This is a genomic window from Kitasatospora sp. SC0581 (genome assembly GCF_048159585.1).
Classification (GTDB): Bacteria; Actinomycetota; Actinomycetes; order Streptomycetales; family Streptomycetaceae; genus Kitasatospora.
On sequence record NZ_JBLRWA010000002.1, the window covers coordinates 591,617 to 612,083 of the forward strand.

General features: G+C 73.2%; 20 protein-coding genes. 7 read left to right on the plus strand and 13 right to left on the minus strand.

All coding sequences use genetic code 11. The features are described from left to right. The first annotated feature begins 146 nt into the window (after positions 1–146). The 4 genes from ACLWS4_RS05795 to ACLWS4_RS05810 all read left to right on the plus strand — a co-directional run bounded on the left by ACLWS4_RS05795 (position 147) and on the right by ACLWS4_RS05810 (position 3,599). Positions 147–1,814 (plus strand): DEAD/DEAH box helicase, encoded by a 1,668-nt coding sequence (locus ACLWS4_RS05795; protein WP_074001000.1) that lies wholly within the window; start codon positions 147–149, stop codon positions 1,812–1,814. A 293-nt stretch (positions 1,815–2,107) separates the two neighbouring features. Beyond that, entirely contained in the window at positions 2,108–2,821 is a 714-nt protein-coding gene (locus tag ACLWS4_RS05800; RefSeq protein WP_053112563.1) for a ricin-type beta-trefoil lectin domain protein, read from the plus strand. Positions 2,822–2,970: 149 nt separating this feature from the next. Further along, on the plus strand, positions 2,971–3,192 hold the full coding sequence (locus tag ACLWS4_RS05805; protein ID WP_388043539.1) for a type II toxin-antitoxin system VapB family antitoxin: 222 nt from the start codon (positions 2,971–2,973) through the stop codon (positions 3,190–3,192). Further along, positions 3,189–3,599 carry a PIN domain-containing protein gene (locus ACLWS4_RS05810; RefSeq protein WP_388043537.1) on the plus strand — a complete coding sequence of 137 codons (411 nt, stop codon included), beginning with the start codon at positions 3,189–3,191 and terminating at the stop codon, positions 3,597–3,599. The genes ACLWS4_RS05805 and ACLWS4_RS05810 overlap by 4 nt, the downstream gene beginning before the upstream one ends. Before the next feature lie 15 nt (positions 3,600–3,614). Here ACLWS4_RS05810 and ACLWS4_RS05815 read toward each other — a convergent pair whose 3' ends face one another. The 11 genes from ACLWS4_RS05815 to ACLWS4_RS05865 form a co-directional block, all read right to left on the minus strand. Next, the gene (locus ACLWS4_RS05815; RefSeq protein ID WP_416873509.1) at positions 3,615–4,343 is read right to left on the minus strand and encodes a sirohydrochlorin chelatase; all 729 of its coding nucleotides are present in this window, start codon (positions 4,341–4,343) and stop codon (positions 3,615–3,617) included. Positions 4,344–4,353: 10 nt separating this feature from the next. Further along, entirely contained in the window at positions 4,354–5,286 is a 933-nt protein-coding gene (locus tag ACLWS4_RS05820; protein ID WP_074001002.1) for an ABC transporter permease, read from the minus strand. Continuing rightward, positions 5,273–6,076, minus strand: coding sequence for an ABC transporter ATP-binding protein (locus ACLWS4_RS05825; RefSeq protein WP_416873510.1), 804 nt, complete (start codon positions 6,074–6,076; stop codon positions 5,273–5,275). Before ACLWS4_RS05825 ends, ACLWS4_RS05820 begins: the two co-directional genes overlap by 14 nt. A gap of 142 nt (positions 6,077–6,218) precedes the next feature. Further along, the gene (locus tag ACLWS4_RS05830) at positions 6,219–7,382 is read right to left on the minus strand and encodes an aliphatic sulfonate ABC transporter substrate-binding protein (protein ID WP_416873511.1); all 1,164 of its coding nucleotides are present in this window, start codon (positions 7,380–7,382) and stop codon (positions 6,219–6,221) included. Between the two features lie 246 nt (positions 7,383–7,628). Further along, complete coding sequence (locus ACLWS4_RS05835; protein WP_074001004.1) at positions 7,629–8,942, minus strand: sulfate adenylyltransferase subunit 1; 1,314 nt, start codon at positions 8,940–8,942, stop codon at positions 7,629–7,631. Further along, complete coding sequence (gene cysD / locus ACLWS4_RS05840) at positions 8,942–9,901, minus strand: sulfate adenylyltransferase subunit CysD (protein WP_259316546.1); 960 nt, start codon at positions 9,899–9,901, stop codon at positions 8,942–8,944. The genes ACLWS4_RS05835 and cysD overlap by 1 nt, the downstream gene beginning before the upstream one ends. Then, on the minus strand, positions 9,898–10,479 hold the full coding sequence (gene cysC / locus ACLWS4_RS05845) for an adenylyl-sulfate kinase (RefSeq protein ID WP_049655048.1): 582 nt from the start codon (positions 10,477–10,479) through the stop codon (positions 9,898–9,900). The genes cysD and cysC overlap by 4 nt, the downstream gene beginning before the upstream one ends. A 62-nt stretch (positions 10,480–10,541) precedes the next feature. Next, positions 10,542–11,243 (minus strand): phosphoadenylyl-sulfate reductase, encoded by a 702-nt coding sequence (locus ACLWS4_RS05850; RefSeq protein WP_117487354.1) that lies wholly within the window; start codon positions 11,241–11,243, stop codon positions 10,542–10,544. Beyond that, positions 11,224–11,406 carry a hypothetical protein gene (locus ACLWS4_RS05855; RefSeq protein ID WP_030060859.1) on the minus strand — a complete coding sequence of 61 codons (183 nt, stop codon included), beginning with the start codon at positions 11,404–11,406 and terminating at the stop codon, positions 11,224–11,226. The genes ACLWS4_RS05850 and ACLWS4_RS05855 overlap by 20 nt, the downstream gene beginning before the upstream one ends. A 100-nt stretch (positions 11,407–11,506) precedes the next feature. Continuing rightward, entirely contained in the window at positions 11,507–13,231 is a 1,725-nt protein-coding gene (locus ACLWS4_RS05860) for a nitrite/sulfite reductase (RefSeq protein WP_416873512.1), read from the minus strand. 198 nt (positions 13,232–13,429) lie between these two features. Then, positions 13,430–13,513 (minus strand): putative leader peptide, encoded by an 84-nt coding sequence (locus ACLWS4_RS05865; protein ID WP_310593185.1) that lies wholly within the window; start codon positions 13,511–13,513, stop codon positions 13,430–13,432. 213 nt (positions 13,514–13,726) lie between these two features. Here ACLWS4_RS05865 and ACLWS4_RS05870 point away from each other — a divergent pair, with 213 nt between their 5' ends. Then, a complete protein-coding gene (locus tag ACLWS4_RS05870; protein ID WP_416873513.1) occupies positions 13,727–15,130 on the plus strand; it encodes a YihY/virulence factor BrkB family protein in 1,404 nt (467 codons plus the stop codon). A 120-nt stretch (positions 15,131–15,250) separates the two neighbouring features. On the opposite strand, the gene ACLWS4_RS05875 is transcribed toward ACLWS4_RS05870, so the two are convergent. Next, positions 15,251–16,861, minus strand: a complete 1,611-nt coding sequence (locus tag ACLWS4_RS05875) for an FtsW/RodA/SpoVE family cell cycle protein (protein ID WP_416873514.1) — start codon at positions 16,859–16,861, stop codon at positions 15,251–15,253. A 296-nt stretch (positions 16,862–17,157) separates the two neighbouring features. Here ACLWS4_RS05875 and ACLWS4_RS05880 point away from each other — a divergent pair, with 296 nt between their 5' ends. Together ACLWS4_RS05880 and rsgA are read left to right on the plus strand one after the other, a co-directional pair. Further along, the gene (locus tag ACLWS4_RS05880) at positions 17,158–18,294 is read left to right on the plus strand and encodes a cytochrome c oxidase assembly protein (RefSeq protein ID WP_416873515.1); all 1,137 of its coding nucleotides are present in this window, start codon (positions 17,158–17,160) and stop codon (positions 18,292–18,294) included. Between the two features lie 378 nt (positions 18,295–18,672). Continuing rightward, positions 18,673–19,806, plus strand: coding sequence for a ribosome small subunit-dependent GTPase A (gene rsgA, locus ACLWS4_RS05885; protein WP_074001009.1), 1,134 nt, complete (start codon positions 18,673–18,675; stop codon positions 19,804–19,806). Between the two features lie 59 nt (positions 19,807–19,865). On the opposite strand, the gene ACLWS4_RS05890 is transcribed toward rsgA, so the two are convergent. Further along, positions 19,866–20,324: an ASCH domain-containing protein gene (locus tag ACLWS4_RS05890; protein WP_117487350.1), complete on the minus strand. Its 459-nt coding sequence runs from the start codon at positions 20,322–20,324 to the stop codon at positions 19,866–19,868. Positions 20,325–20,467 lie beyond the last annotated feature (143 nt).

Consider the following 20,467-nt stretch of genomic DNA (forward strand, 5'->3'; position numbering starts at 1 on the left):
ACTCGCGATCATCGCGAAGCGGGGGCCCGCACCGCACGGTGCGGGCCCCCGCTCATGCCGCCGTACGGCCGGGGCGGCGCACTCCATGCATCCGACGGCCGACTCCAGCCCGCAGCCCGGGCTGTAGACCGACGGACGGAGAATCCGTGACCACCCCTGCCCGCTCGCCGCGCGACCGCGGCCCCCGCACCACCGACCAGGCCCGCCGCACCGCCGGCGGCGACCGCCCGCGCAAGCCGCGCGGCCGTAGCGGCGCCCCCAAGCAGGCCCGCCCCGCCGCCGCCCCCGAGGCCACCGACTTCACCGTGGTCCAGGGCACCCCGGCCCGGCCCCCGGCGGCGTCCTTCGCCGAGCTGGAGATGCCCAAGGCGATCCTCTCCGCGCTCGGCCGCCAGGGCGTCACCGAGCCCTTCCCGATCCAGGCCGCCACGCTGCCCGACTCGATCGCCGGGCGCGACGTCCTCGGCCGCGGCCGCACCGGCTCCGGCAAGACCCTGGCCTTCGGCCTCCCGCTGCTCGCCCGCACCGCCGGGCGCCGCGCCGACGCCCGGTACCCGCTGGCGCTCGTCCTGGTGCCCACCCGCGAGCTGGCCCAGCAGGTCACCGAGGCGCTCACCCCGTACGCGACCGCCGTCAACCTGCGGATCACCACCGTCGTCGGCGGCATGTCGATCAACAAGCAGGCCAACGCGGTGCGCCGCGGCACCGAGGTCCTGGTGGCCACCCCGGGCCGGCTGGACGACCTGATCGGGCGCGGCGACGTCAACCTCTCCGACGTCGCGATCACCGTCCTCGACGAGGCCGACCAGATGGCCGACATGGGCTTCCTGCCGCAGGTCAGCAAGCTGCTGGAGCAGGTCGCCGAGGGCGGGCAGCGGATGCTGTTCTCCGCCACCCTCGACCGCAACGTCGACCGGCTGGTCAAGCGCTTCCTGACCGACCCGGTGACCCACTCGGTCGATCCCTCGGCCGGCGCGGTCACCACCATGGACCACCACGTCCTCCAGCTGGAGCAGGCCGACAAGGCCTCCGCCACCGCGCACATCGCCTCCCGCGACGGCCGCGTGATCATGTTCGTGCACACCAAGCACGGCGCCGACCGGCTCGCCAAGCAGCTGCTCGCCAACGGCGTGAAGGCCGCCGCGCTGCACGGCGGCAAGTCCCAGCCGCAGCGCAACCGGGTCCTGGACCAGTTCCGGGACGGCCACGTCACCGCGCTCATCGCGACCAACGTCGCCGCCCGCGGCATCCACATCGACGGCCTGGACCTGGTCGTCAACGTCGACCCGCCGGTCGACCACAAGGACTACCTGCACCGCGGCGGCCGCACCGCCCGGGCCGGCGAGTCCGGGACGGTCGTCACCCTGGTGCTGCCCGAGCAGCGCCGCGAGGTCAACCGGCTGATGACGACGGCCGGCATCCGCCCGACCGTCACCAAGATCCGCCCGGGCGACGCCGACCTCACCCGGATCACCGGCGCCCGCACCCCCAGCGGCGTGGCCGTGACGCTGGCCGTACCGGTCACCGCCGACCAGGCCGCCGGGGCCAAGGGCGGCGCCGACAAGCCCGCCGGGGCCAAGTCCGGCACCCCCCGCCGCCGGCCCGGCAAGCGCTCCGCGCTGCCCGCCGACGTCGACATGAACGGCAACCCGCGCCGCCCCCGCCCCAAGCAGCGCATCGGCGGCGCCGCCCAGGGCGAGCGCCCGCAGGCGGCCGGCTTCATCGGCCGCTCCTCGGGCCGCGCCAAGCCCGGCAGCGGCACCAAGTCCGGCTCCAACTACGGCACCGGCCGCCAGCGCCGCAAGGCCGACTGACGGCCGTCCCGGCCACGCCGTACGGGCCCCGCACACCCCCTCGCAACAGGGGGCGTGCGGGGCCTCCGGCTTTTCCGGGACCGGCGCCGTGCCGTGCCCCCGGCGAAAACTGCCGCCCGGACCGACCGCCCAGCTCAGCCCCGGCGCACCCGGCAGCTGCCGGTCCACTGCCGGTTGACGGCCGACCGCGCACCCCCGAGTCTCTGACGCGGCTCACACATCCGACGCCCCGTCACCACGGAAGCGTGGATGGTGAGTCCACGTGACCCCCCACTCGGAAGGACGACCGTCCCATGCGCCGAACCTCCGCCCTGCTGACCACCGCCCTGCTCGCCGGGGCCGCCGCCCTGGCCGCCCCGGCCACCTCCGCCCAGGCCGCCCCGGCCTGCGGCGCGTGGGCCTCCGCCTGGAACGCCGTCGGCAGCTGTACCGGCCTCGACCCGATGCAGACCTGGACCGTGACCGCCAACTGCCTCTACTGGAACTCCAACCACACCGTGCAGTTCTCCCGCCCCGCCATCGGCGGCATCGCGATCGGCGACGGCACCATGTCCGCGTCCTGCGGCATCGGCGACAGCGTCCAGTTCCCGCGCGTCGTCCTCGGCGCCGTCCCGCCGGCCGGCCCGACCGGCCAGATCTCCGGCTACGCGAGCAAGTGCGTCGACGTGAAGGGCGCCAACGTCGGCAACGGCACCGCCGTCCAGATCTACGACTGCAACGGCTCCGTCGCGCAGAAGTGGCGGATCGGCGTCGACGGCACGATCCGCGCCCTCGGCAAGTGCATGGACGTCTCCGGCGGCAACACCGGCAACGGCACCAAGGTCCAGATCTACGACTGCAACGGCAGCGGCGCCCAGCAGTGGCAGGCCCGCCCCGACGGCTCGCTCCTCAACCCGCAGTCCGGCCGCTGCCTGGACGACCTCGGCTTCTCCACCGACAACGGCAACCAGCTCGGCATCTGGGACTGCAACGGCGCCGCCAACCAGAAGTGGAACCTCCCGGCCTGACGCCCGAGCCCCCTTCACCGCGGTCCGCCGCCCCCGCACCACACCGGGGGCGGCGGACCGTCTTCGGTGCCGGACCGACCGCTTCGACGGTGATGTTGGTGAGATACAATGCTATGGACATCGCCAACATCGCTCAACGGAGGTGCCGGATGTCCGTGACGCAGATCGACATCGATGAAGAGGCCCTGGAGCGGGCGATGGCCCTTGCCGGAGTGCGGACCAAGAAGGAGGCCGTGAACCTCGCTCTGCGCTTCTACGCGGAGCGGCAGGAACGCGCGGCCCGTATCGGCAGGCATTTCCAGCGGGCCCGGGCATGGGGGGCCGTCGAACACGCCGAGCAGCTGCACCGGACCGAGAAGGACGCCCGGTGATCTACCTCCTCGACACGTCCGCGCTGGTGCGGCTGCTGCGCGAGCCCAAGCTCCAGGACGCCTGGTATGACGCGATCGACGCGGGGTCGATCGCCTCGTGCTACCCGCAGCGCGCCGAGTTCCTCTACAGTGCGCGCGACGGCCGGGAGTTCGACGAGATCTCCGAGATGTACGCCGAGCTCTACCCGGACGTCTCGGTGCCGAAGAGTGCGGGACGCTGGATCGACACGGTGCAGCGGCGGATGGCCGTCGCCGGGCAGCATCGCAGTGCCTCAGCCGTCGACCTGCTGATCGCGGCGACGGCTGCGCATCACGGCCTCACGGTGCTCCACGACGACGCCGACTACCGCACTGTGGCGCGGCATGCTGCCGACCTCGACGAGCACAACATCCTGGATCACGTCTGACCGGCGTCGTGAGGGTCAGGCGGTGAGGGCCGGGGTGGTGTCCACGGCGTGGCGGGCCTGGTCGTAGCGGTGGAGGAGGAGGGCCGCGAGTTCGGGGGACGGGCCGAGGACGTCGGCCACGAGGTCCGCGTCCTCGGCGGCGGCCGCGATGCGGTCGGGGAGGAGGCCGGGGGCGAGCAGGTAGGGGGCGACGGCGGTGTGCTCGGCGCCGGCGGTGCGCAGGGCGGCGAGGGCGTCGGGGACGCGGGGGCCGGCGGCGGAGGCGTAGGCGACCTCGACGGCGGCCCAGCCGCGGGTGCGGCGCCACTCGGCGGCGACCGCGCGGGTCGCGGCGTCGGCGGCCGGGTCGGAGGAGCCGGCGGCGGCCAGGACGACGCCGGTACGGGCCCGGGCGGCGGGTGAGCCGACCGCGAGGCCGGCTTCGGCGAGGCGGCGGTCCAGGGCGGCCAGCAGCAGGGGGGAGGGGCCGAGCACGTCGGCGACCGGCAGCCGGGAGCCGGCGGCGCGCAGGGCGGCCGGGATGTCGTGCTTGGCGTGGAAGGCCCGGTTGAGCAGCAGCGGCACCGCCACCGCGTCCGCGAGCCGTCCGACGACCTGCGGGATCCGCGGCGCGCAGTGGTCCAGGTAGGCGGTGGCGACCTCGGTGCCGGGCCGCTGGGCCCGCACCTCCTCCACGAGCGCGGCCACCGTCGCGGCGTGGCGCGGGTCGCGGCTGCCGTGGGCGATCAGGAGGAGGGCGGGCATCAGCGCTGCCTCACTTGCCGGTGGCCAGCAGGCCGCGGTTGCGCAGCACCCGGCGCTCGACGGGGGTGAAGACGAGGAGCTCGATGGCGATGCCGACGAAGAGGATGAGGATGATGCCGAGCAGGACGCCGGACATGTCGGAGAACTCGCGCTGGTCCTCCAGGAAGCGGCCGAGGCCGCGGCCCAGGTCGGGGGAGGAGGCGACGAGTTCGGCGGCCATCAGGGAGCGCCAGGAGAAGGCCCAGCCCTGCTTGAGGCCGGCGAGGTAGCCGGGCAGGGCGGCGGGGATGAGGACGTGCCGGGCACCGGTGAGGCCGGTGGCGCCGAGGGTGCGTCCGGCCCGCAGGAACAGCGGGGGGACCTGGTCGATGCCGGCGACCAGGCCGTTGGCGATGGAGGGGACGGCGCCGAGCAGGATGACGGCGTACATCATCGAGTCGTTGATGCCGAGCCAGATGACGGCGGCGGGCACCCAGGCGACCGAGGGCAGCGACTGCAGGCCCTGCAGGACGGGCCCGATGGCGGTGCGCACCGGTCTGATACGGGCGACGACGAGGCCGATCGGGGTGCCGATCACCACGGCGAGGAGGAAGCCGGACAGGCCGCGCCAGACGCTGGTCCAGATGATCGAGAACAGCGTGCCCTGGTACCAGAGGTCCTGGGCGGAGCGCCACACGTCGGCGGGGCTGGGCAGCTTGTAGGAGGAGGTGAGCTCCAGGCTGTACGCGCCCTGCCAGAGCGCGAGCACGACGAGCACGCCGATGAGCGGCGGCAGGGCCTTGCTGCGCAGGGCCTCGCCGAGGGAGCCGCGCTGTGCGGTGACGGCGTCGAGGGCGTCCAGGCCGGCGCCGACGCCCGCGGTGTCGGCGGTCCTGTCGTTCCGGTCGTGCTTGTCGTTCCTGTCGTTCTTGTCCAGGACGGGGGTGGTGTCAGTGCTGGCCATGGCGACGGATCTCCCCACGAAGTTCTTCGGTGATCTCGATGGACAGGTCGGCGACGCCGGCGGACTCGATGCGGCGCGGCTGGGGCAGGTCGATGTGCCATTCGCGGGCGACCCGGCCGGGGCGGGAGGAGAGCAGCACGACCCGCTGGGCGAGGCGGACGGCCTCGCGGACGTTGTGGGTGACGAACAGGACGGTCAGCTGCCGTTCGGCCCAGATCCGGGTGATCTCGTCGTGGAGGACGTCGCGGGTGATGGCGTCGAGGGCGGCGAAGGGCTCGTCCATGAGCAGGACCTTGCTGCCCTGGGCGAGGGCGCGGGCCATGGCGACGCGCTGGCGCATGCCACCGGACAGCTCGTGGACGCGCTTGCCGTACGCGCCGTCCAGGCGGACGAGTTCGAGCAGCCGCTCGGCTTCGGCGCGGCGCTCGGGGCGGGCGACGCCGGCCAGCTTGAGGGCGAGTTCGATGTTCCTGCCGGCGGTGAGCCAGGGGAAGAGGGCGTGCTCCTGGAACATCAGCGCGGGGCGGCCGCCGGGCACCTCGATGGCGCCGGCGGTGGGCCGGTCGAGGCCGGCGACGAGGTTGAGCAGGGTGGACTTGCCGCAGCCGGAGGCGCCGAGCAGGGTGACGAACTCGCCGGGGGCGACGTCGAGGGTGATGTCGTCCAGGACGTGGGTCTGGGCGCCGGGGCGGCCGAAGGACTTGTGCACGTGCGAGATCCGGACGGCGGGCGCACCGCCGTGGGCGTCGGCGCCGGGGGCGTCCGCCGAGGTGGTCAGTGCCGGGGTCATCCGGGCACCTCCTGGATGAGTGGTCTGGCGAGGTCGGGGCCGTGGCCCGGGCCCCGCCCGTCCCGGTGGGCATCGATCGGGGATCGACCGGGCGGGCGGGGGCCGGACCGCGGAGTCGTGACGAACGGCCTTGCTGCGGGCGCTACTTGGCGCCGAGTCCGGCGTCCGCGACGGCGGGCCGGCCCTCCGCGGCGAGGACCTTGTTCAGCAGGGTGAGGTCGTAGATGCCGTTCAGGTTGGGCTTCTTGAGGAGCCCGGCGGTGACGGCGTGGTCGGCCTCGGCCTGGAGGGTGTTCGCCAGCGGGTCGTCCAGGAAGTCGATGTCGGCCCAGGCCGGGTCGAGGATGGCGGGCTCCAGGGAGTTGCCGGCCTCCTTCTTGATCGCCTCGTTGGCGTCGGCCTTGGCCTTGTCGGAGTTGTCCTTGATGAAGGCGTTGGTCTTCACCGAGCCGCGCAGCACGGCCTCCACCACGTCCGGGTGCTCCGTGAGGAACTTCTGCGAGACGATGATGTTGGTGATCACGAACTTCTTGTCGGGCCAGACGTCCTTCTCGTTGAGCAGCACCTTCGCGCCGAGCGTGACCAGCTTGGAGGCGGTGGGCTCGGGCACCCAGGCGGCGTCGATGGAGCCGGACTTGTACGCGTCGGGGGTGACCTTGTTGTCGGTGCGCACGACCGAGACGTCGCCGGCGCCGGTGGCCGCGTCGACCTTGTAGCCCTTGCCCGCCAGGTAGTTGAGCAGGGCGACGTCCTGGGTGTTGCCGAGCTGCGGGGTGGCGATCTTCTTGCCCTTGAGGTCGTCCAGGGTGGCGATCTTCTCCGGGTTGGCGACCAGCTTGACGCCGCCGGAGGCCGAACCGCCGATGATCTTCAGGGACTTGCCGTCGGACTTGGTGTAGCCGTTGATCGCGGGGGAGGGGCCGATCCAGCCGATGTCGATGGAGCCGGCGTTCAGTGCCTCGATCTCGGCCGGGCCGGCGTTGAAGACCTGGGTCTTGACCTGGGTGGCGCCGAGCTCCTTCTGGAAGAAGCCCTCCTGGAGGCCGACCAGCGGGGTGCCGTGGGTGAGGTTGGCGAAGTAGCCGATCTTCACCGTGTCCGCGGACAGCTTCGCGCCGGAACTCCCGGCGGTGGCAGCGGCGTTGGCCTTGGCGTCGGAGGACTTGTCGTCCGCCTTGGAGCCGTAGCTGCAGGACGACAGCAGGGCCGCCACGGTCAGGCCGGCCGCGGCGGCGGCCGCGGAGCGTCTGATCCGCCCGGCGTCGGGGCGGGTGCGGGTATGCGGGAGGGCCGGGTTCGGTGCCATGGCGAGAGTCCTGTTCGCGGACGGACCGTCAGGAGGCGGTCTCGGACGGACGGTTGGAAGGTGGTGCGCGCGGCAGCGGTGTGCCGGGGGCAAGCCGGGCGGCTGTGGGGGGAGACAGCCCGGTGACAGGGCGTTCTCAGCCCCGTCGGCCCGCACATCGGGTCAGGCCGCCCTGGCCGCTGCCGAGGACGCCGCTGCCGATGCGGCCGCCTTCCTTGTCCATGCCCGAGAACGCCTCGCTGGGCATCAGACCCAGTCCTCCTCGTCGGGTGTGCCGGTGGTGGGTACGGTGGCGAAGGCCTCGCCCGCCATGCCGGCGGTGAGGGTGGTGCCGTCGGCCGGGTCGATGAGCAGGAACGACCCGGTGCGGCGGTTGTCGGAGTAGCCGTCCAGGGCCAGCGGCTCGGCGGTGCGCAGGACGACCCGGCCGATGTCGTTGACGTTCAGCCCGTCGGGGGCGGGGCGCTGTTCCAAAGTGTCGATGTCGATCCGGTAGGCGACGTCCTTGACCAGCGCCCGCACGGTGCGGGTGGTGTGCTTGAGGAGGACCTTGTCGCCGGCGCGCAGCGGCCGTTCGCTGAGGTGGCTGACGGTGGCCTCGATGTCCTTGGTGGGGACGGGCACGGGCCCGGCGGCGATGAGGTCGCCGCGGGAGACGTCCAGGTCGTCGGCGAGGCGGACGGTCACCGACTGCGGGGCCCAGGCGGCGTCGGCCTGGCGGCCGAGGGCGTCGATCCCGGCGACGGTGGTGGTGTGGCCGGACGGCAGGACGGTGACGGTGTCGCCGACGCGCAGCACGCCGGACGCCAACTGGCCCGCGTAGCCGCGGTAGTCGGGGTGCTCCTCGGTCTGCGGGCGGATGACGTACTGGACCGGGAAGCGGGCCGGCTCGGCGCCCGGGTCGCTGCCGACCGGCACCGTCTCCAGGTGCTCCAGCAGGGTCGGGCCGCCGTACCAGTCCATGTGCGCGGACGGCTCGACGACGTTGTCCCCGGCGAGGGCGGAGATCGGGACGGCCAGCACGTCCTTGACGCCGAGCGAGGCGGCGTAGGCGGTGAACTCGGCGGCGATGGCGGCGAACACGGGCTCGGCGTAGTCGACCAGGTCCATCTTGTTGACGGCGAGGACGACGTGCGGCACGCGCAGCAGAGCGGCGACGGCGGCGTGCCGGCGGGTCTGCTCGACGACGCCGTTGCGGGCGTCGACGAGGACGACGGCGAGTTCGGCCGTGGAGGCGCCGGTGACCATGTTGCGGGTGTACTGCACGTGCCCGGGGGTGTCGGCGAGGATGAACCGCCGGCGGGGCGTGGCGAAGTAGCGGTAGGCCACGTCGATGGTGATGCCCTGTTCGCGCTCCGCGCGCAGGCCGTCGGTGAGCAGGGCGAGGTCGGGCGCCTCCTGGCCGCGGCTGCGGGAGGCGTGCTCGACGGCCTCCAGCTGGTCGGCGAGCACCGACTTGGAGTCGTGCAGCAGCCGGCCGACGAGGGTGGACTTGCCGTCGTCGACGGAGCCGGCGGTGGCGAAGCGCAGCAGCGAGGTGGCGTTGGTGGCGGTGCTCATTAGAAGTATCCCTCGCGCTTGCGGTCTTCCATCGCGGCCTCGGAGAGCTTGTCGTCGGCCCGCGTCGCACCGCGCTCGGTGAGGCGCGAGGCGGCGATCTCGGCGATGACGGCCTCGATGGTGGTGGCGTCGGAGTCGACGGCGCCGGTGCAGGACATGTCGCCGACGGTGCGGTAGCGGATCAGCCGCCGCTGGACCGGCTCGTGCTCCTTGGGGCCGCCCCAGTCGCCGGCGGTCAGCCACATGCCGCTGCGGGCGAAGACGTCCCGCTCGTGGGCGTAGTAGATCTCCGGCAGCTCGATGCCCTCGCGCTCGATGTACTGCCACACGTCGAGCTCGGTCCAGTTGGACAGCGGGAAGACCCGCACGTGCTCGCCCACCGCGTGGCGGCCGTTGTAGAGCGACCACAGCTCGGGGCGCTGGCGGCGCGGGTCCCAGGCGCCGAACTCGTCGCGCAGCGAGAAGACGCGCTCCTTGGCGCGGGCCTTCTCCTCGTCGCGGCGCCCGCCGCCGAACACCGCGTCGAAGCGGTTCGTCTCGATGGCGTCCAGCAGCGGCACGGTCTGCAGCGGGTTGCGGGTGCCGTCGGGGCGCTCGCGCAGGACGCCGCGGTCGATGAAGTCCTGGACGTGGGCGACGTGCAGGCGCAGGCCGTGCCGCGCGGCGACGCGGTCGCGGTAGTCGATGACCTCGGGGAAGTTGTGCCCGGTGTCGACGTGCAGCAGCGAGAAGGGGACGGCGGCGGGCGCGAAGGCCTTGAGCGCCAGGTGCAGCATGACGATGGAGTCCTTGCCGCCGGAGAACAGGATCACCGGGCGTTCGAACTCCCCCGCGACCTCGCGGAAGATGTGCACCGACTCGGCCTCCAGCGCGTCCAGGTGGGACAGCGCGAAGGGCCCCCCTGAATTCTGGTTGGGGTCGCCGGCGGTGCGGACCGGGCTGTCGGTCTCGGTGGTCATGCCAGACCCCTCTCGGTCAGGAAGGCGTGCAGCTCGGCGGCGGACTCGGCGACCGCGCGGCCCCGGGTCTGGAGGCGCAGCTCCGGCCGCTCCGGGGCCTCGTACGGGTCGTCCACGCCGGTCAGGCCGGAGATCTCGCCGGCCGCCTGCTTGGCGTACAGGCCCTTGACGTCCCGTTCGGCGCACAGCTCGACCGGGGTGGCGACGTGGATCTCCAGGAACTCGGTGCCGGCCGCCGCGTGCCGCTCGCGCACCGCGGCGCGGGAGTCCGCGAACGGGGCGATCACCGGGGCGAGCACCTTGACGCCGTTGGCCGCCAGCTTCTCGGCGACGAAGCCGATCCGGGTGACGTTGGTGTGCCGGTCCTCGCGGGAGAAGCCGAGGCCCTTGGAGAGGAACTCGCGGATCTCGTCGCCGTCCAGGACCTCGACCTTGTGGCCCTCGGCGCGCAGCCGCTCGGCGAGGGCGAAGGCCAGGGTGGTCTTGCCCGCGCTCGGCAGCCCGGTCAGCCACACGGTGGCGCCGCGCTCGCACGGGGCGGCCGTGCGGGCCGCCTCTGCGGCTCCGTCGGCGGCCAGGGTGTCAGCTGTCACGGTTCTTTCCTTACACGAGGATGGACGGACGATCAGAACGGATCGAATCAGAGGTGGATGCCGCACTCGGTCTTGCCGGAGCCGGACCAGCGGCCGGCCCGGGCGTCCTCACCCTCGCCCGGCTTGCGGGTGCAGGACAACGGGGAGCAGCCGATCGAGGTGTAGCCCTCCCACAGCAGCGGGTTGAGCAGCACGCCGTGGGCGGCGACGTAGGCGTCCACGTCCTCCTGGGTCCAGCGGGCGATCGGGGCGATCTTGACCTTGCGGCGCTTCGGGTCCCAGGACACCACGGGGGTGTTCGCCCGGGTCGGCGACTCGTCGCGGCGCAGCCCGGTCGCCCAGGCGTCGTAGCCGGCCAGGCCCCGGTTGAGCGGCTCGACCTTGCGCAGCGAGCAGCACAGGTCCGGGTCGCGGTCGTGCAGGGCCGGCCCGTGCTCGGCGTCCTGCTCGGCCACCGTCCGCAGCGGGGTGAGCGTGATGACGTTGACCGGCATGGTCGCGGCCACCGCGTCGCGCGTCCCGAGGGTCTCCGGGAAGTGGTAGCCGGTGTCCAGGAACACCACGTCCACCCCCGGGAACACCGAGGACGCCAGGTGGGCCACCACCGCGTCCTCCATCGAGGAGGTGACGCAGAACCGCGCGCCGAAGGTGTCCGCGGCCCACCGCAGGACCTCCTGCGCGGTGGCCTCCTCCAGCTCGCGGCCGGCCCGGACGGCTATCGCCTCGTGGTCAGTCGCGGTGCTGCTCATGTGACGTACCCCCGTGGTTGGTCGGTGACAGCAGGCCGAGGAACTTCAGCTGGAAGGCGCGGCGGCACCCGTGGCACTCCCAGGCGCCGTGCCCGGCCTCGGAGGGGCGCAGGTCCTCGTCCCCGCAATAGGGGCAGAAGAACGGCGCGGCTCGCTCGCTCATTGCCCACCTCGCTGCGCTCGGCGTTCGCTTCGCGAACAACGCCCTGCCTTTTTGGTTCGCTCTCCCCCAGCCTCCGGCCGGGGGTGCCCCCATCGCTCGCTCACGACAGCTGCTCCTCGGTCGCCCGGGCCGCCCACTGGGCGAAGCGCTCGCCCTCGGTGCGGTCGGCCTGGTAGCGGGTCAGCACGCGCTCGACGTAGTCGGGCAGGCCCGCGCTGGTGACCTTGAGGCCGCGGACCTTGCGGCCGAAGCCGGCCTCCAGGCCGAGCGCGCCGCCGAGGTGGACCTGGTAGCCCTCGACCTGCTCGCCGTGCTCGTCGGTGACCAGCTGGCCCTTGAGGCCGATGTCGGCGACCTGGATGCGGGCGCAGGCGTTCGGGCAGCCGTTGATGTTGATGGTCAGCGGCTCGGCGAAGTCCGGCAGACGCTGCTCCAGCTCGTCGATGAGCGTGCGGCCGCGCTCCTTGGTCTCGACGATGGCGAGCTTGCAGTACTCGATTCCGGTGCAGGCCATGGTGCCGCGGCGGAACGGCGAGGGGGTGACCCGCAGGTCGAGCGCCTCCAGGCCGGCCACCACGGAGTCGACGTGCTCCTCGGCGATGTCGAGGACGATCATCTTCTGCTCGGCGGTGGTGCGCACCCGGTCGCTGCCGTGGGCGGCGGCGAGGTCGGCGATCCGGCCGAGCAGCTTGCCGTCGACCCGGCCGACGCGCGGGGCGAAGCCGATGTAGTAGCGGCCGTCCTTCTGCCGGTGGACGCCGACGTGGTCGCGCCAGCGGGCGGCGGGCTCGGCCGGGGCGGGGCCGTCGAGCAGCGGGCGCTCGAGGTACTCCTCCTCCAGGACCCGGCGGAACTTCTCCACGCCCCAGTCGGCGACCAGGAACTTCAGCCGGGCGCGGTTGCGCAGGCGCCGGTAGCCGTAGTCGCGGAAGATGCCGATGACGCCGCCGTAGACGTCCGCGACCTCGTCCAGCGGGACCCACGCGCCCAGCCGCACGCCCAGCTTGGGGTTGGTGGACAGGCCGCCGCCGACCCACAGGTCGAAGCCGGGCCCGTGCTCGGGGTGGACCACGCCGACGAAGGAGACGTCGTTGATCTCGTGCGCGACGTCCAGCAGCGGGGAGCCGGAGACCGCGCTCTTGAACTTGCGCGGCAGGTTGGAGAAGTCCGGGTTGCCGATGAAGCGGCGCTGGATCTCCTCGATGGCGGGCGTGCCGTCGATGATCTCGTCCCCGGCGATGCCGGCCACCGGGGAGCCGAGGATGACGCGCGGGGTGTCGCCGCAGGCCTCGGTGGTGGACAGGCCGACGGCCTCCAGCTTCTGCCAGATCGCCGGGACGTCCTCGATCCGGATCCAGTGGTACTGGATGTTCTGGCGGTCGGTCAGGTCGGCGGTGCCGCGCGCGTACTGCTCGGAGACCTCGGCGACCGCCCGCAGCTGGGGGACGGTCAGCCGGCCGCCGTCGATGCGGACCCGGAGCATGAAGAACTCGGCGTCCAGCTCGTGCGGGTCCAGGATCGCGGTCTTGCCGCCGTCGATGCCCTCCTTGCGCTGGGTGTAGAGCCCCCACCAGCGCATCCGGCCGCGCAGGTCGGCGGGGTCGATGGAGTCGAAGCCCCGGTGCGCGTAGATCGTCTCAATACGTGTCCGCACATTGAGACCGTCGTCGTCCTTCTTGAACTGCTCGTTGGCGTTCAGCGGGGTGTAGTGGCCCATGCCCCACTGGCCCTCGCCGCGGTGGCGGGTCACCTTGCGGGCCGCTGCGGGGCGCCGCTCGGCGGCGCGGTCGGCCGTGGGCTCGACGGTCTCGGGGGAGGTGGCCATGGTGAAGTCCTTCTGGGCGGATGGCGCTGCTGCCGAATGGGTCGCGGGGCGTGTCCGGCCGTGCGGTACCGCTCTGACCTGCGGATTTCAAGGTCTTGAGGGCGGTGGCCGGGACCGGGCGGGCGCCTGCGCATCCGCTGCGGCGGGGATGGCGGGAAGGTCGGCGCCGGGTGCGGTGGTGCGGCGGAGACGGGGGGCTCAGGTCACCGGACAGATGGCGCTGGACACGCGAAGGAGATCGACGTGGAGTCGACCTACTAGGGTGGTTCCGGCGCTAGGCATGGCAAGAGATTCGCACGGCGCGGGACTCGCGGTCCACTAACATCCAGATACTGGACTCTGAGGTTTCGTCATGTGGGACATCCGGATGTTCCCGCCGCTCCCCGCCCGGACGTCCGGCGACGCGTCCGGCGACGCGCCCCCACCCCGCCCGGCCACGCGCCCGTACCCCCGGGGAGATCAACCGCCGGGCCCCGGCCCGATACGGTTGGCCCTGTGCAAGCAGCAGGCGATACGAGCAGAGCGAACGCCGAGCGGCCCTCCCGGCGGCGGGGCAAGGGCTCCCGGCGCGCGGCCAAACAGGCCACCTGGCGCCGCACGGCGTGGGAACTGATCAGGGACACCACCAACACCTGCGTCGAGTACCGGGTCACCGGGCTCGCCGCGGAGGCGGCCTTCTTCACCCTGCTGTCGATCCCGCCGCTGCTGCTCGGGCTGGCCGGCACCCTCGGCTACCTCGACGAGTTCGTCGGCGCGGGCACCATCGCCGGGCTCAAGAAGAGCATCCTCTCGGCCTCCGGGACGGTGCTGTCGGACTCCTCCGTCAACGAGGTCGTGGTCCCGCTGCTGGACGGGGTGTTCGACCGCACCCGGCCCGACCTCGTCTCGATCGGCTTCCTGCTGTCCCTGTGGTCCGGCTCCAGGGCCCTCTACATCTTCATCGACACCATCACCGTCATGTACGGGCTCGACGGCAAGCGGGGCATCGTCAAGACCCGGCTGATGTCGCTCAGCCTCTACTTCGGCGCCCTGGTGATCGGCTCGCTGGTGCTGCCGCTGCTGATGGTCGGTCCGGGACTGCTGGAGAACGCCGTACCGGGGGTGTCCGGGCTGGTCGGCGCGCTCTACTGGCCGGTCGCCATCGTGCTGCTGACCGTCTCGCTGACCACCCTCTACCACCTGGCCGTCCCGGTCTCGACCCCGTGGCGCGAGGACATCCCCGGCGCCCTGGTCGCCCTGGTGGTGCTGGTCTTCTGCAGCGTCGGCCTGCGGGTCTACCTGGTCAGCTCGGTCGAGGGCCCCTCGGTGTACGGCTCGCTGGCGGCGCCGGTGGCCGTCCTGCTGTGGATCTTCGTGGTGGCGCTCGCGGTGCTCATCGGCGCCGCGATGAACGCCGCGATAGACCGCCGCTGGCCCACCCTGGAGACCGCCGACGCGCGCGCCGAGAACGAGCGCGCCCACGAGGAGGCCGCCGCCGCCGTGGTCCGCGAGGTCGCCGCCCGGCGGGCCGCCGAACGGGCCCGGCGCGCCCGCGAGCTCGGGCTCGCCGAGGGCGTCGAGGAGGAGTGGGGCGAGGACGAGGGCGAGGACGTGCCCTCCGAGTACCCGGAGCGGTGGGCCGACGTGCTGGCCGCCGACAACGTGCGCGGCCGGCTCACCGCCCGCGGCGGGCCGCACCACCGGCCCGGGCCGCCGCCGCCGGACAGCGACCGGCCGGCCGGGCCGCCGCAGGCGGGCGGGACGGGGGCGGGGGCGGGGCAGCCGGGGCCGGGCGCTGGGCCTGGGCCAGGGCCTGGGCCGGGGGCGCCGTCCGGGCCGGGGCTGGGGCCGGTGCCGCCCGGGCAGCAGGTGCCGGGGTACCCGCCGAGGCCGCCCCGGCCGCCGTGGGAACAGCGGTAGGCGGGGCGGACGGACGGTGACGGCAGGGCCTCTCCCGCGGGTGCGGGGGAGGCCCCGGTGCGTCGGGGCGTGGGGTGCGCCGCGGGTGCGTCGTGGGCCGGCGGTGGGTCGGGCGGTGGGTCAGGGGGCGGACGGGTTCGGCGGGTGGCCGTACGCGGGGCGCAGCTCGGTCGGGGCGGAGGGGTCGGCGGCGCCGGGGGTGGAGGAGAGCGGTCCCGCTGGGGTCGGGTCCGTCGGGCGCTGGGCTGACGGGTCGTGCGGGGCGTCGGGGTCGGTGGGGCCGTACGGGCCGGGCGTGGACGGCTCGGTCGGGCGGGCCTGGGCCGGGAGCGGCTCGGGGGAGGGCTGGGCCGGGTCCAGGGCGGTGCGCCCGGAGGAGTCGCTCAGCTTGATCAGCAGCGCCACCATCAGCCAGTTCGCCAGCAGCGACGAACCGCCGGCGGCCAGGAACGGCAGCGCCTTGCCGGTCAGCGGGACCAGCCCGCTCACCCCGCCGACCACCACGAACACCTGGAGCGCCAGCGCCGCCGACAGACCGGTGGCCAGCAGCTTGCCGAACGGGTCGGTCAGGCCGATCGCGGTGCGCAGGCCGCGCTGGACCAGCAGCACGTAGACCAGCAGGATCGCCGTCACCCCGGCCAGGCCCAGCTCCTCGCCGATGGTGGTGAAGATGAAGTCGCTGCGCCCGGCGAAGCCGATCAGCCAGGGCCGTCCCGAGCCCAGGCCGGTCCCGGTCATGCCCCCGGTGCCCAGGCTGAACAGCGCCTCGGCGGGCTGCTCGGAGATCGCCATGTCGTGCACCGGCTTGTAGTAGTCGAGCGGGTGCAGCCAGGCCTCGACGCGGCCGTGCACATGGGGCTCCACCGTCCCGACCACTGCCGCGCCGCCGACCGCCATCAGCAGGCCGAGCACCACCCAGCTGGTGCGCTCGGTCGCCACGTACAGCATGACGATGAAGACGCCGAAGAAGATCAGCGAGGTGCCCAGGTCGCGTTCGAAGATCAGCACCAGCAGGCTGACCACCCAGATCGCCAGCACCGGGCCGGCGTGCCGGCCGCGCGGCAGGGTCAGCCCCCAGACCTTCCGCCCGGCCAGCGCCAGCGCGTCCCGGGAGGCCATCAGGTACCCCGCGAAGAAGATCGTGATCGCGACCTTCACGAACTCGTCCGGCTCGAAGGAGAGCCCGAACAGCCGGATCCAGCGCTTGGCGCCGAAGCTGTCGCCGGGGGAGAGCACCGGCGCGGCCAGCAGGATCAGCGCACCCGCCATCAGCAGGTAGACGTAGCGCTGGAAGAAGCGGTGGTGCTTGACGAAGACGATCAGCGCGAGCGCCGCCGCCACCGAGATGAACACCCACATCAGCTGGGAGGGCGCCGCCGGGAGCTTCTGGTAGTCGCCCTTGGCGGCGTGCGCGGCCTTGTAGCTGAAGTCCAGCCGGTCCAGCAGCACCAGCCCGAAGCCGGTCAGGAAGACGCCCAGCGGCAGGATCAGCGGATCGGCGTACGGCGCGAACCGGCGCACCGCCAGGTGGGCCGCCCCGGCCAGCGCGCCCAGCGACAGGCCGTGCACCAGCAGCCCGGGCGGCATCCTGCCGGTGAGCGCCAGGTCGGCGTCGATGTGTCCCGCCAGACAGACGGCCACCGCGAGGGCCAGAAGGCCCAGTTCGATGTTGCGGTGGCGCGCCGCCAGCCGGCGGCCGTCGCCGCGTGCAGTGGTTCGCACCCTTGTCATCCCCTTGTCGGCCACGTGGCGGGTCTCGCCGACGGGGCATCCTGCCAGACGTTTGTGTCTTCGCCCGCGGTTGCGGAAAAGAGGGGACGGAGGGCAGAACTTTGCCTGGGCAAAGCTTTGTTGGGGCTTGGTAAAGCTTTGTTCAGGCCCGGGTATAGAGGCGGGCCCCGGGTGCGGCGGGGGCGCGGCAGAGGGACATCATGGCCGGGCGCCGGGGTGCTCCGGTGTCGGGTTCCCGATCGGCGGGTCCCGACCGATGGGATTCGCGACAGGCGGGGACCACCGGGACGAGCGAGGTGAGCGGGCGGATGGGCGCGGTGCTGGACGGCGCGATGGGTGCTCCGGTGGGCGGCCTGATGGGCGGCCCGGCGGGCGGTCCGGTGGGCGGTCCCGCCTCGGTGCTCGCCTACAGTGGCCCGCCGCCGTGGCAGTGGTCCGACCTGGCGACCTCCTGGACGGCCGAGCCGCTGGTGCTCGCGCTGTCGGTGCTGTTCGGCGCCTGGTACCTGGCGGCGGTGCGCCGCGTCAACCGGGCCGCCGGGGCCGGGAGCGGGAGTGGGGCTGGTTCCGGGGTCGGGGTCGGGGCCGGGTCCGCCGGCGGGCGCTGGCAGCCCACCCGTACCGCCGCGTTCCTCGGCGGGCTGCTGCTGTGGATCTGGTGCACCTGCTCCGGCCTCGGCGTGTACGACCGGATCCTCTTCACCGACCGGGCCGTGCAGGTCGTGCTGCTGCTGATGGTCGTCCCGCTGCTGCTGGCGCTCGGCGCGCCGGTCTCGCTGCTGGTCGAGGCGGCACCGGCGGCCCGGCGGGAGCGCGTCCTGCGGGCGCTGCGCAGCCGGCCGTCCAAGGTGCTGATGTTCCCGGCGGTCTCCACCGCGCTGCTGATGGCGCCGCCGTGGCTGCTCTACTTCACGCCCTGGTACGAGTGGTCGGTGTCCAGCGGGCTCGGGAACGTGGTGCTGCACCTGGCGCTGGTGCTGCTCGGCCTCGCGTACTTCTGGCCGCGCCTGCAGCTCGACCCGGTCGGGCACGAGTACCCGCACCTGGTCGGGCTGTTCATCACCTTCGCCGAGGTGATCTTCGACGCGGGGCTCGGGATCGTGCTGATCTACGGCGGGCACCTGGTCGCCGAGCACTACTACCTGGCGCTCGGGCGGCCGTGGGGGCCGAGCCTGGCGCAGGACCAGACCTGGGGCGGCAACGCGTTCTGGGTGCTGGGGGACCTGGTCGGGCTGCCGTTCCTGGCCGCGCTGGTGCGGCGGATGGTGGTGCAGGGGCGGGAGGAGACCGAGGCGGTGGACGCCGAGCTGGACGCCCGCTTCGCGGCGGCGGCCGAGCGGGCGCGGGAGACGGGGCAGCCGGAGGAAGAGGAGACCGGGATGCGGCCGTGGTGGCTGGACGACCCGAACCTCAAGCACCGGTACGGGGGGTAGGGCGCGGCGGGGGCGGGTGTCTGGTGGCGGGTGGCCGGGCCTGGCGGGGTGGCCGGGTCTGGCAGGGGTGGCCGAGCGGCTGTTTGCGGCGGGCCAATTGTGGCCCTTCGATGCCTTCCCGACGGCCTCTTTCCCGCATTTCCGCAGGTCAAAAATAGGTTGGCCGGGATCCCCCGCTCCGCTAGCGTGTGACACATCCGGTTCGGGGGCCATTGGGCCGCCCGAGGAGTAGAGAGCAGGAGGTGAACCCCGTGGTCGTTGTCGCCCCGATAGCTGCCCAGGGCAGCACTCGCGTTCACCTCCTTTTCCCGGCCGCCGGCTGAGCCCTTCACGCCAGCCGTAGCCCGCCGGGACATCTCCTCCCGAAGGGCCACTGCGTTGTTCAACGCTGCCTCCGTTCCGTCGTTCTCTTCCTCCTCTTCTTCCTCGACCTCCGCTGACGCCTCCGGGCTGACCGGCTACGGCTGGACGGCCGAGCTCGCGGAGCTGTTCACCCCGTTCGGCGAGGCCGGGCTGCTCCCGGCGCGGATCGTCCGGGTCGACCGCGGCCAGTGCGATGCCGTCATCGCCGACCCGGAGACGGGCGAGCCGCGCACCGTCCGGTTCGACACCCGGCCGGTGGGCGACGCCGACATGATCAACTGCCCGTGCACGGGCGACTGGGCGGCGGTCGACCTGTACGCCCAGCCGATGGCCTCCGTCGCCGCGCTGCTGCCGCGCTCCACCGCGATCATCCGCAAGGTGGCCGGCAAGCGCTCCGACGGCCAGGTGCTGGCCGCCAACGTCGACACCGTGCTGATCGCCTCCTCCCTCGCGACCGATCCCGACCTCGGCCGGATCGAGCGCTTCCTCGCCCTGGCCTGGGAGTCCGGCGCCGATCCGCTGGTCGTCCTCACCAAGGCCGACCTCGTCGACGACGCCGACTTCATCCGGGCCGACGTCGAGGCGGTCGCCCCCGGGGTCACGGTGGTCGTGGTGAGCGCCGAGACCGGCGAGGGCATGGACGTGCTCCGCGCCTGCACCCCCGGCACCACCGCGGTGATCGGCCAGTCCGGTGTCGGCAAGTCCACGCTCACCAACGCCCTGGCCGGCTCCGTGGTGATGACCGTCCAGGAGGCCCGCGAGGTCGACCAGAAGGGCCGCCACACCACGACCACCCGCGAGCTGATCCCGCTGCCCGGCGGGGGCGTGCTGATCGACACCCCCGGGCTGCGCGAAGTCGGCCTCTACGGTGGCGAGGGCGTGGACCTGGCCTTCGCCGACATAGCCGAGCTGGCCGAGGACTGCCGCTTCCACGACTGCGGCCACCACACCGAGCCCGGCTGCGCGGTGCGGGCGGCGCTGGCCGACGGCACCCTGCCGCAGCGCCGGATGGACAGTTACCTCAAGCTCCAGCGCGAGAACGAGTGGATCGCCTCGCGGTCGGACGCCCGGGTGGCCAAGGCGCGGCTGAAGAAGTGGAAGACGATCAACAAGTCGATGCGAGCCGCGGGAGGTCCGGTGAAGCGCTGAACCCCGGCACCGGCCGGCCGTCGCGCCGCGGCCGCCGGCCTCCGCCGGGCCCACCCGGTTCAGCGGAGGTCGGCCGCCAGGCGGAAGCTCTGCAGGACCACCGGAGTGCTGTCGTCCACGGTGAAACCCGGGTCGTCGAGGGCGTCGAGCATCTCCGGACTGCGCCAGAACCGCTCGTGCACCGCACGCCACTCGGCCACGCTGGTGCACCCCTCGCCCTCGTCCAGGGCGTGCTGGAGGTCGACCTCCGCGAGCGGGACCACCCGGACGTCCGTGGTCTCGATCACGGCGACCCTGCGGCCGTCCGAGTCGAGGACCGCGGAGAGCTCACCGGGCAGCGGCAGGGGCTCGCCCTCGTGGTCGTAGTCGGCGACCAGGCCGGTGGTGCTGGTCTTGGCGCCGTCGAGGATCGCCGCGACCAGCTGGTCCCGCAGCGGGCCGGGGAACGCGAACTCGGCCGGAGGCAGGGCGACGACGCGCGGGTCGTCCGGACCGGTGTAGGAGTGCTGCTCGCTCATGCCGCGAGGGTAACGGCGGGACGGCTGGCGGGCCCGCGAATTTCGGGCCCGGGGCTCTCGGCGCCCGGTGCCCGGCCGCTGGAGCCCGGGGGCCAGGAGCCTAGGAGCCCAGGCTCCCGGTGCCCGGCCGCTGGCGCCCGGAG

What these genes read in the sequence shown, in the direction of transcription:
- ACLWS4_RS05855 (WP_030060859.1), bottom strand. Translation starts at nt 11,406, where the DNA reads ATGAGCGAGCGAGCCGCGCCGTTCTTCTGCCCCTATTGCGGGGACGAG.
- ACLWS4_RS05820 (WP_074001002.1), bottom strand. Translation starts at nt 5,286, where the DNA reads ATGGCCAGCACTGACACCACCCCCGTCCTGGACAAGAACGACAGGAAC.
- ACLWS4_RS05875 (WP_416873514.1), bottom strand. Translation starts at nt 16,861, where the DNA reads ATGACAAGGGTGCGAACCACTGCACGCGGCGACGGCCGCCGGCTGGCG.
- cysD (WP_259316546.1), bottom strand. Translation starts at nt 9,901, where the DNA reads ATGACCACCGAGACCGACAGCCCGGTCCGCACCGCCGGCGACCCCAAC.
- ACLWS4_RS05825 (WP_416873510.1), bottom strand. Translation starts at nt 6,076, where the DNA reads ATGACCCCGGCACTGACCACCTCGGCGGACGCCCCCGGCGCCGACGCC.
- ACLWS4_RS05830 (WP_416873511.1), bottom strand. Translation starts at nt 7,382, where the DNA reads ATGGCACCGAACCCGGCCCTCCCGCATACCCGCACCCGCCCCGACGCC.
- ACLWS4_RS05835 (WP_074001004.1), bottom strand. Translation starts at nt 8,942, where the DNA reads ATGAGCACCGCCACCAACGCCACCTCGCTGCTGCGCTTCGCCACCGCC.
- ACLWS4_RS05815 (WP_416873509.1), bottom strand. Translation starts at nt 4,343, where the DNA reads ATGCCCGCCCTCCTCCTGATCGCCCACGGCAGCCGCGACCCGCGCCAC.
- ACLWS4_RS05800 (WP_053112563.1), top strand. Translation starts at nt 2,108, where the DNA reads ATGCGCCGAACCTCCGCCCTGCTGACCACCGCCCTGCTCGCCGGGGCC.
- ACLWS4_RS05860 (WP_416873512.1), bottom strand. Translation starts at nt 13,231, where the DNA reads ATGGCCACCTCCCCCGAGACCGTCGAGCCCACGGCCGACCGCGCCGCC.
- ACLWS4_RS05805 (WP_388043539.1), top strand. Translation starts at nt 2,971, where the DNA reads ATGTCCGTGACGCAGATCGACATCGATGAAGAGGCCCTGGAGCGGGCG.
- ACLWS4_RS05850 (WP_117487354.1), bottom strand. Translation starts at nt 11,243, where the DNA reads ATGAGCAGCACCGCGACTGACCACGAGGCGATAGCCGTCCGGGCCGGC.
- ACLWS4_RS05865 (WP_310593185.1), bottom strand. Translation starts at nt 13,513, where the DNA reads ATGCCTAGCGCCGGAACCACCCTAGTAGGTCGACTCCACGTCGATCTC.
- ACLWS4_RS05890 (WP_117487350.1), bottom strand. Translation starts at nt 20,324, where the DNA reads ATGAGCGAGCAGCACTCCTACACCGGTCCGGACGACCCGCGCGTCGTC.